General features: G+C 52.3%; 4 protein-coding genes, 1 tRNA gene, 3 rRNA genes and 1 pseudogene (1 of these 9 running past the window's edge). 5 read left to right on the top strand and 4 right to left on the bottom strand.

The features are described 5' to 3' along the window. The 5 genes and pseudogenes from DQM29_RS16260 to DQM29_RS16240 form a co-directional block, all read left to right on the top strand. Positions 1-2,891: ribosomal RNA gene (locus DQM29_RS16260) — 23S ribosomal RNA — on the top strand (it extends 108 nt beyond the left edge of the window). A gap of 120 nt (positions 2,892-3,011) precedes the next feature. Further along, positions 3,012-3,127 (top strand): 5S ribosomal RNA (gene rrf / locus DQM29_RS16255). Between the two features lie 46 nt (positions 3,128-3,173). Continuing rightward, positions 3,174-3,249: transfer RNA gene (locus tag DQM29_RS16250), tRNA-Thr, on the top strand. A 31-nt stretch (positions 3,250-3,280) separates the two neighbouring features. Further along, positions 3,281-3,396: ribosomal RNA gene (gene rrf, locus DQM29_RS16245) — 5S ribosomal RNA — on the top strand. 604 nt (positions 3,397-4,000) lie between these two features. Beyond that, positions 4,001-5,593: pseudogene (locus DQM29_RS16240) on the top strand (sigma 54-interacting transcriptional regulator); the annotation flags it as partial. A gap of 80 nt (positions 5,594-5,673) precedes the next feature. Here DQM29_RS16240 and fdhF read toward each other — a convergent pair. The 4 genes from fdhF to DQM29_RS16220 all read right to left on the bottom strand — a co-directional run bounded on the left by fdhF (position 5,674) and on the right by DQM29_RS16220 (position 9,715). After that, positions 5,674-7,818 carry a formate dehydrogenase subunit alpha gene (gene fdhF / locus DQM29_RS16235; RefSeq protein WP_111741645.1) on the bottom strand — a complete coding sequence of 715 codons (2,145 nt, stop codon included), beginning with the start codon at positions 7,816-7,818 and terminating at the stop codon, positions 5,674-5,676. A 95-nt stretch (positions 7,819-7,913) separates the two neighbouring features. Continuing rightward, positions 7,914-8,459, bottom strand: a complete 546-nt coding sequence (locus DQM29_RS16230; RefSeq protein WP_111741644.1) for a 4Fe-4S dicluster domain-containing protein — start codon at positions 8,457-8,459, stop codon at positions 7,914-7,916. Positions 8,460-8,834: 375 nt separating this feature from the next. Then, positions 8,835-9,305 carry a hydrogenase maturation peptidase HycI gene (gene hycI / locus DQM29_RS16225; protein ID WP_111741643.1) on the bottom strand — a complete coding sequence of 157 codons (471 nt, stop codon included), beginning with the start codon at positions 9,303-9,305 and terminating at the stop codon, positions 8,835-8,837. Beyond that, positions 9,302-9,715 (bottom strand): formate hydrogenlyase maturation HycH family protein, encoded by a 414-nt coding sequence (locus DQM29_RS16220; RefSeq protein WP_111741642.1) that lies wholly within the window; start codon positions 9,713-9,715, stop codon positions 9,302-9,304. The genes hycI and DQM29_RS16220 overlap by 4 nt, the downstream gene beginning before the upstream one ends. Positions 9,716-9,718: the final 3 nt, after the last annotated feature.

The raw sequence follows: 9,718 nt of genomic DNA, 5'->3' as shown, positions 1-9,718 counted from the left end.
CGATACCCGAATGGGGAAACCCAGTGCAATCCGTTGCACTATCATTAACTGAATCCATAGGTTAATGAGGCGAACCGGGGGAACTGAAACATCTCAGTACCCCGAGGAAAAGAAATCAACCGAGATTCCCCCAGTAGCGGCGAGCGAACGGGGAAGAGCCCAGAACCTGAATCATCAGCAGCATTAATGGAAGCGTCTGGAAAGTCGCGCGACACAGGGTGATAGCCCCGTACATGAAAGTGCAGTTGGTGTGAGTTCGATGAGTAGGGCGGGACACGTGTTATCCTGTCTGAATATGGGGGGACCATCCTCCAAGGCTAAATACTCCTGGCTGACCGATAGTGAACCAGTACCGTGAGGGAAAGGCGAAAAGAACCCCGGCGAGGGGAGTGAAATAGAACCTGAAACCGTGTACGTACAAGCAGTGGGAGCCTCTCTTTATGGGGGGTGACTGCGTACCTTTTGTATAATGGGTCAGCGACTTATATTCTGTAGCAAGGTTAACCGAATAGGGGAGCCGCAGGGAAACCGAGTCTTAACTGGGCGTCTTAGTTGCAGGGTATAGACCCGAAACCCGGTGATCTAGCCATGGGCAGGTTGAAGGTTGGGTAACACTAACTGGAGGACCGAACCGACTAATGTTGAAAAATTAGCGGATGACTTGTGGCTGGGGGTGAAAGGCCAATCAAACCGGGAGATAGCTGGTTCTCCCCGAAAGCTATTTAGGTAGCGCCTCGTGAACTCATCTTCGGGGGTAGAGCACTGTTTCGACTAGGGGGTCATCCCGACTTACCAACTCGATGCAAACTGCGAATACCGAAGAATGTTATCACGGGAGACACACGGCGGGTGCTAACGTCCGTCGTGAAGAGGGAAACAACCCAGACCGCCAGCTAAGGTCCCAAAGTCATGGTTAAGTGGGAAACGATGTGGGAAGGCACAGACAGCCAGGATGTTGGCTTAGAAGCAGCCATCATTTAAAGAAAGCGTAATAGCTCACTGGTCGAGTCGGCCTGCGCGGAAGATGTAACGGGGCTAAACCATGCACCGAAGCTGCGGCAGCGAACGTATCACCCAAGACAATTTCACTGATGTGGATAACGATTGACGGAGCGAAGCGACGTCAATGCGCCCATTAAAGTCGAGTTGGCTTAGGGATACGTTCGTTGGGTAGGGGAGCGTTCTGTAAGCCTGCGAAGGTGGACTGTGAGGTCTGCTGGAGGTATCAGAAGTGCGAATGCTGACATAAGTAACGATAAAGCGGGTGAAAAGCCCGCTCGCCGGAAGACCAAGGGTTCCTGTCCAACGTTAATCGGGGCAGGGTGAGTCGACCCCTAAGGCGAGGCCGAAAGGCGTAGTCGATGGGAAACGGGTTAATATTCCCGTACTTGGTGTTACTGCGAAGGGGGGACGAAGAAGGCTAGGCCGGCCGGGTGACGGTTATCCCGGTTTAAGCGTGTAGGTGGGCAGTCCTGGTAAATCCGGTCTGCTGTATAACACTGAGGCGTGATGACGAGTCTCTACGGAGATGAAGTGGTTGATGCCCTGCTTCCAGGAAAAGCCTCTAAGCATCAGGTAACACGAAATCGTACCCCAAACCGACACAGGTGGTCAGGTAGAGAATACTCAGGCGCTTGGGAGAACTCGGGTGAAGGAACTAGGCAAAATGGTGCCGTAACTTCGGGAGAAGGCACGCTGGCAATAGGTGAAGTGGCTTGCCCATGGAGCCGAAGCCAGTCGAAGATACCAGCTGGCTGCAACTGTTTATTAAAAACACAGCACTGTGCAAACACGAAAGTGGACGTATACGGTGTGACGCCTGCCCGGTGCTGGAAGGTTAATTGATGGGGTTAGCGTAAGCGAAGCTCTTGATCGAAGCCCCAGTAAACGGCGGCCGTAACTATAACGGTCCTAAGGTAGCGAAATTCCTTGTCGGGTAAGTTCCGACCTGCACGAATGGCGTAATGATGGCCAGGCTGTCTCCACCCGAGACCCAGTGAAATTGAACTCGCAGTGAAGATGCTGTGTACCCGCGGCAAGACGGAAAGACCCCGTGAACCTTTACTATAGCTTGACACGGAACATTGAACCTTGATGTGTAGGATAGGTGGGAGGCTTTGAAGTGTGGACGCCAGTCTGCATGGAGCCAACCTTGAAATACCACCCTTTAATGTTTGATGTTCTAACTTAGCCCCGTTATCCGGGGTGAGGACAGTGTCTGGTGGGTAGTTTGACTGGGGCGGTCTCCTCCCAAAGAGTAACGGAGGAGCACGAAGGTTGGCTAATCCTGGTCGGACATCAGGAGGTTAGTGCAAAGGCATAAGCCAGCTTGACTGCGAGAGTGACGGCTCGAGCAGGTACGAAAGTAGGTCTTAGTGATCCGGTGGTTCTGTATGGAAGGGCCATCGCTCAACGGATAAAAGGTACTCCGGGGATAACAGGCTGATACCGCCCAAGAGTTCATATCGACGGCGGTGTTTGGCACCTCGATGTCGGCTCATCACATCCTGGGGCTGAAGTAGGTCCCAAGGGTACGGCTGTTCGCCGTTTAAAGTGGTACGCGAGCTGGGTTTAGAACGTCGTGAGACAGTTCGGTCCCTATCTGCCGTGGGCGCTGGAAGATTGAGGGGGGTTGCTCCTAGTACGAGAGGACCGGAGTGAACGCACCGCTGGTGTTCGGGTTGTGATGCCAATTGCATTGCCCGGTAGCTACGTGCGGAAAAGATAAGCGCTGAAAGCATCTAAGCGCGAAACTTGCCCCGAGATGAGTCTTCCCTGGGACTTAGAGTCCCCTAAAGGAACGTTAAAGACCATGACGTAGATAGGCTGGGTGTGTAAGTGCAGCGATGTATTGAGCTAACCAGTACTAATGAACCGTGAGGCTTAACCTTACAACGCCGAAGGCGTTTTGAGACGAGAGACAGTAGAATTATTGAGCTTGTTGAAGGATTGAAGTTCGTGGTTGTGCGAATATGTAAAGCATAAGTACAACGGCGAGCGTAACGAATATGCCTGGCGGCGATAGCGCGGTGGTCCCACCTGACCCCATGCCGAACTCAGAAGTGAAACGCCGTAGCGCCGATGGTAGTGTGGGGCTTCCCCATGCGAGAGTAGGGAACTGCCAGGCTCTTAATTAAAGTGTACGTAAATACGGACACTGTAAGAAATTTAGTGCTGATATGGCTCAGTTGGTAGAGCGCACCCTTGGTAAGGGTGAGGTCCCCAGTTCGACTCTGGGTATCAGCACCACTTAAATTACGTTAGACGTAGAAAGAATTTGTCTGGCGGCGATAGCGCGGTGGTCCCACCTGACCCCATGCCGAACTCAGAAGTGAAACGCCGTAGCGCCGATGGTAGTGTGGGGCTTCCCCATGCGAGAGTAGGGAACTGCCAGGCTCTTAATTTAGAAGTCACAAAAAGGCCACTCGAGAGAGTGGCCTTTTTGTGTTTATGGGTTTATGGGTTTATATCAACGCCTGTTGCGCTAAAACGCTGTAGCGCCGAGGGCTAGTGTGGGGCTTCCCCATGAGAACGTAGACAAGAAGGTGAAACTTCTTGTGTTGAGAGATGGGTAATTTGTTTTCTAGTCACCGATAACTATTCTCTTCAATATGTTATATATTTTTGGTTCTTAAAATCATTGAACATATTTCTTATTATTATATTTTTTAGCCTTTCTTATTACTTTTTCAGCAATTGTCTCTAACGTGTTGTTGATTGTTTTATCTGCCTTTATTAAATTTGATCTGCGTTCACTTTTATTCATTCAAAATAGAAAAATCATATAAACATAAAGGGTGATATCGTACACTCAATAGATACTACAGCAGGCCCAACGCTCGGTGTTTTTCCTTCTTAACAGCGAAGAGAACTGCAATAAGAAAATTAAACGATAATAAATCTCAACGCTGTTCGGGCAATCTGTTTCTGACTTTATGGCGATTGAGTTATGGCACTATTACAGCTTGAGCAATCGATTTATTCCGGAAGCGACGGTGCTCTTCGACAGGAGCTGGATAACTTTCGTATTTTGGTTGATGTGACCAATACCGTACTGGCTAAGCGCGAATTAGGTGAACTGGCAGCCGAGCTTTCCGATGAGATCCACCACTTCTTCAATATCAGCTACGTTAGTCTCGATCTTCCCGATGTGCAAACTGAGAGGATTAGCCGCTTTAGCGCGGAGTTTAAGTCCAAGGAAAAGGTTTTACACCGACATGACTACAGCTCTTTGGAGAGTCCAACCTTAAGATCTGTACTTAATCAAACCCGCGTTCGTCTGCTTTATAGCAGTACTTTTAAAAGTTCGGACAGTCAGGATGAATATATTGCCGTCCTCTCTCAAACCACGCTTTCCGTATTCTGCCTGTTGCCTTTAGTCTTTAACGAAAAAACGCTTGGCGTGCTGTGCTTAGGAAGTACCGACGACGCTGTTTTTACTGATGCCAACCTTGAACTGCTTAGCCACATTGCCGCTAGGATTTCGATAGCGTTAGATAACGCACTGGCCTATGAAGAAATCTCTCGTCTAAAAGATAATTTACTGCATGAAAACCAGTACTTAACCGAAGAGATCCGCAACTTTGAATCGTTCGATGAGATTATCGGTCAAAGCGAAGCGATGTCGGCGGTGCTGGATCAGGTTGCTATGGTGGCCGACAGCGACTGTACGGTACTGATACTGGGTGAGACAGGAACCGGTAAAGAGCTTATTGCTCGCGCTATTCATAAGCTAAGCCAGAGAAATTCACGAACCATGGTGAAGGTGAACTGTGCGGCGATACCGTCAGGGCTGCTGGAAAGCGATCTGTTTGGCCATGAAAAAGGATCGTTTACCGGCGCTACGGCTCCGCGGATAGGCCGCTTTGAGCAGGCCGATCGCAGTACACTGTTCTTAGATGAGGTGGGTGATATCCCACTGGAGCTACAGCCTAAACTTCTACGCGTTTTACAGGAAAGGGAAATTGAACGCTTGGGCAGCAGTCGGGTTATTCCCGTTGACGTGCGACTGATTGCCGCAACGAACTGTAATCTTCATCAAATGGTGATTGATAAAGCGTACCGTAGCGATCTCTATTATCGCCTGAACGTGTTTCCCATCGTTATTCCTCCTCTGCGCGATCGCCCTGAGGATATTGCGCCGCTGGTAAAGTTTTTCACCAAGAGCATCGCCAAAAGGATGAATCGCCATATTGAGAGCGTACCGGCAGAAACCATTGCGCTGTTATCTAAGCTGCCGTGGCCGGGCAACGTGCGGGAGCTGCAAAACGTCATTGAACGGGCGGTTATTTTGACTAAAGGCCCGGTACTAAACCTTCAGCCTCAGGAGTTGCACTATCACTTAGCGCCGATGAGCGTTAAGCCCGCGCCAAGACCGCTCAAGCAAAAGTCATCTTTAAAGCCTAAGTCGATCCCTTTAGTTGACGATAATGAAGCAGAGCGTCAGGAAATTATCCGCATACTGAAAGAGACTAACGGTATTGTCGCAGGCCCAAAGGGAGCAGCGGAGAAACTGGGGTTGAAAAGAACGACGCTGCTGTCGCGTATGCAGCGCTTGAGCATTTCGGTAAAAGACATTCTGGAAAGCGACTAGCAAAGCAAAACGTGGAAGCATGGAAAAGCAAAGGGGCCGTTAGGCCCCTTTGTGTTGTATTAGACAGCCTAAGCTCTCACCTAAACCTCAGCCGCCTGACGCAGTCGGCTTTTCAGCGTCGTGTACTCTTTCTGGACGTAGCTTTCCGCCCAGTCCTGATCGGAAATAGCCTCAACGTTGACCGCACAGTGCTTGAACTCCGGCGTTCTGGATATTGGATCCAGTTCATCGAGAGTTAGCCTGTTACAGGCACCGATCCACCACTGGTAGGTCATATACACCGCGCCTTTGTTGGTGCGATCGCTGACCGCCGCGCGGCTGATGACTTTCCCACGGCGAGATGAAATCCAGACCAGCTCCTGATCCTTAACGCCAAGCTCGGCAGCATCCTGCGTGTTCATCTGCACGTAGCCCGGTTCGTCGGCCAGCGTTTGCAGCGCAGCGCAGTTGCCCGTCATGGAGCGACAGGAGTAGTGACCCACTTCGCGCACGGTCGCCAGCGCTAGCGGGTACTGTTCATCTGTCAGCTCCATCGGTGGACGCCAGTCACAGGCGTACAGCGCGCCCTTGCCGTTAGGTCGGTTGAACTTGCTGCCGGCGAACAGGTACTGAGTGCCCGGGTGGTCAAGGGTTGGACAGGGCCACTGAACGTAGCCAAGACCTTCCATCTTCTCGTAGGTTGCGCCGTAGTAGATAGGGCACAGTTCACGCAGCTCGTCCCAGATTTCTTTGGTGTTGTTGTACTTCATTGGATAGCCGAGGGCAGTCGACATCAGGCAGATGATTTCCCAGTCGGTTTTCACATCGCCTTTCGGCTCAACGGCCTTATAAAAACGCTGGAAGCCGCGGTCTGCGCTGGTGTAAACCCCTTCATGCTCGCCCCAGGACGTTGCCGGGAATATGACGTCCGCCATCGCGGCGGTCTGCGTCATGAAGATATCCTGAACGATAACCAGCTCAAGCGCCTCAAAGCCTTGGCGAACGACGGAGAGGTCGGGTTCTGTCTGCATAGGGTCTTCCCCCATGACGTAGAACGCTCTCACCTTGCCGGAAATAGCATTGTGAGGCACCTCACTGAGAGGGTAGCCCCTTTTCTCCGGGAGGGATTCAACGCCCCAGGCCTTGGCAAACTTCTCTCTGGCGGCCGGATCGTTAACGTACTGATAGCCCGGCAGAGTATCGATAAGCGCACCCATGTCGCAGGCGCCCTGAACGTTGTTCTGGCCCCGCACCGGAGCGACCCCGACGTTTGGCCGACCGAGATTGCCGGTCAGCAGCGCCAGGCTGGTCAGGCAGCGTACGGTATCAACCCCCTGTCCCCACTGGGTTACGCCCATGCCCCACAGAATGGTGGCAGAAGGCGCTGCGGCGTACATGCGGATCGTTTCACGGATCTGCTTCGCCGACAGGCCGGTAATTTCCTCAACGTACTCCGGCGTGTATTTCTCAACCGCCTTACAGTACTCCTCAAAGCCTTCTGTGTGGTTGGCGACGAACTCTTTGTTGTACAGCCCTTCGCTAATCAGCACGTTGGCAAATGCGTTGAGCAGCGCCACGTTACTGCCGTTTTTCAGCGGCAGCCAGAGGTCAGCAATGCGCGCAGTTTCTATATAGCGCGGATCGCAAACGATGATTTTCGCCCCTTTCTCTTTGGCCTTCAGAATACGGCGAGCCACGATAGGGTGTGAATCCGCGGCGTTGTAGCCGAAGATAAATAAGCATTTGGTATCTTCCATCTCGGGGATGGAGTTACTCATTGCGCCGTTGCCGACCGAGCGGTGCAGACCTGCAACCGAAGGGCCGTGTCAGACGCGTGCGCAGCAGTCTACGTTGTTGGTACCAATCGCGGCACGGGCAAACTTCTGCATAATGTAGTTCACTTCGTTGCCGGGGCCGCGAGATGAACCGGACGTCATTACGGCGTCAGGGCCGTGCTCTTCGATAATCTTTTTCATGCGGGAGCTGGCGAACTCAATCGCTTCATCCCACGAAACGGCTTCCAGATCGCCGCCGCGCTGACGGCGGATCATCGGCTTGGTCAAGCGAGGGGTCAGGATCTTGGTGTCGTTAAGGAAGTCCCATCCATAGTAGCCCTTAAGACAGAGCTCCCCCTGGTTGGTAACCCCGTTTGCGCCCTCGGCGCCTACGACTTTTCCGCCCTCAACCAACAGGTTGATTTTACAGCCCGACGCGCAGTACGGGCAGACGGTAATAACTTTTTTCATGCTCACATTGCTCCTCAAGTCCGTTGGTCTATCTGTGAATTAAACACGGTGAATTAAACACGGTGGGTTAAACACGGATAGTCAGGAACGGATGGCTAAAAATGGATTTCTCCAGCATCGACTAAAGCGGCTCGCTCCTGTTTCTGCCGCATGATGGCGTCCAGCGATTCGGGAGTGACTAAGCGTAGCGCATTGGTCGGGCACACTTTCACACAGGTGGGGCTTTCTGCCACGCCTTCGCACAAATCGCACTTCAGCGCCTGAGCCTTCAGGCGAGTGCCGACGACGGCGCTTTCATTGGGAACGCTAACCTGGCTGGTAACAATGCTCATCGCGCCGTAAGGGCAGGCAATGGCGCAGGTTTTACAGCCGATGCACTTTTCCTGAAGCACCTGAATGCTGTTATTACTCCTGACAATCGCGCCGTTAGGGCAGACTTCCGCACAGGGCGCGTCTTCACAGTGGCGACAAAGGATAGCCGTGCTGACGGTACTGCCCCTGATGACGCGAATACGGGGAGAAAAGCTTTTAACCGACAGGTTTGCGACATCGCTTCCCGCGCTGTGGACAACGGCGCAGGCGACTTCACAGGTACGGCATCCAATGCAGTTCTTGGGATCGGCGATAACGAACCGGTTCATAAATACATCTCCATTACTCGCATACTGACCGTTAGCGGTCAGAGAAAGATGGTGTTTAACGGCTGGCTCCCTAGGAGATTTCTCTCATACCGCTGGCCTAAAAGAGGTAAGCAGGGTTTATGCCAGTTTTTTGTTTTTATAATTCGTTGATTTTATTGTTTATACTTCTAGCTTTGGGGTGGAGTCGCGGTCTGTCGACAGCGCATCGTCAAATGTGTCGATGGCGCTGTCTTCCACTCTTGGTATACAGCGGGCAGCTTCTCTGCATGAAGTGATACACCAGATGCCGTACCTTCATGTTGACGTGCCGCAATATTTGTTAAAATTCAGTAAATTTGTTTATTGGATGGCCGTTAATTTGTGAATATGCCTAAACTAAAGCCGTTCAAACTCCGGTTCACCGCGCCACCTCAGCAGGCTTTGGTAAACGGTGTCCACCGCGTCAGAAACGGCCTGCGTCATGGGAAAGGCAAATGCCACCAGGTCAGGCTGAATACCGATAAAGAAGACCTCCGAGATCTCCTCTTTCAACTGGTCTATCAGGAAGTTCAGCGGCAGATTGTGGGTGGTCATAATAAACATGTCAGCAATGATGTCTGCATCAATCAGGCGAACCTCTCCCGGCTCTAGCCCCATATCGGCTGCGTCAACGATCACCAGCGTATCAGGGCTGAGCGCTTTGACTCTGTGAGACTCGTTTTCCGGCGCGCTGCCGCCGTCAATGGCCTGCCAGCCGGGAATGGGGGAGTTTGTCATCATGTCATAAAGCTTCGGCCCGGCGCCGTCGTCACCCATCATGGCGTTGCCTACGGTAAGCACCACGCGGGAGGGGGCTAGAGCCGTCATGCGTCACGCCTCCTGACGATCAGGTAAATGGCCGGTTCACTGTCGATGGCCTGTAGCGCCTTCATCAGTGTCTGTGCCCATTCTGACTGGAGTGCAGTCAGGCGCTCGCCTATCGCGGACCAGGCCTTCGCCAAAAGCTGGACGTGGCTGCTGTCGATAGTGATTTCGCCAAACTTCAGCAGGCCTTCCATTTTTCTGCGGGCTTCACCGCCCTCCGGCAGTTGGGCTATCCAAGCGCTGTATTCCCCAGTTGGGATATGCATAAGGGTTTTCAGGCAGTCAATGACGCCGACGTGGTGGCCGATAGCCAGAGAGTAGTACATCACCTGCTGGCTTTGCTCCGGCATATCGTCGTCGCTGTCGAGAAACTTTTGGTTTAGGGTGTAGAACACCACGCTATCCGTTGACATCGT

Origin of the sequence: Leminorella richardii, from assembly GCF_900478135.1 — a bacterium.
GTDB lineage: Bacteria > Pseudomonadota > Gammaproteobacteria > Enterobacterales > Enterobacteriaceae > Leminorella > Leminorella richardii.
The sequence above is the reverse complement of the archived record's forward strand: the minus strand, read 5'-3'. Positions and strand labels throughout refer to the sequence as shown.

What these genes read in the sequence shown, in the direction of transcription:
- DQM29_RS16230 (WP_111741644.1), bottom strand. Translation starts at nt 8,459, where the DNA reads ATGAACCGGTTCGTTATCGCCGATCCCAAGAACTGCATTGGATGCCGT.
- DQM29_RS16220 (WP_111741642.1), bottom strand. Translation starts at nt 9,715, where the DNA reads ATGTCAACGGATAGCGTGGTGTTCTACACCCTAAACCAAAAGTTTCTC.
- hycI (WP_111741643.1), bottom strand. Translation starts at nt 9,305, where the DNA reads ATGACGGCTCTAGCCCCCTCCCGCGTGGTGCTTACCGTAGGCAACGCC.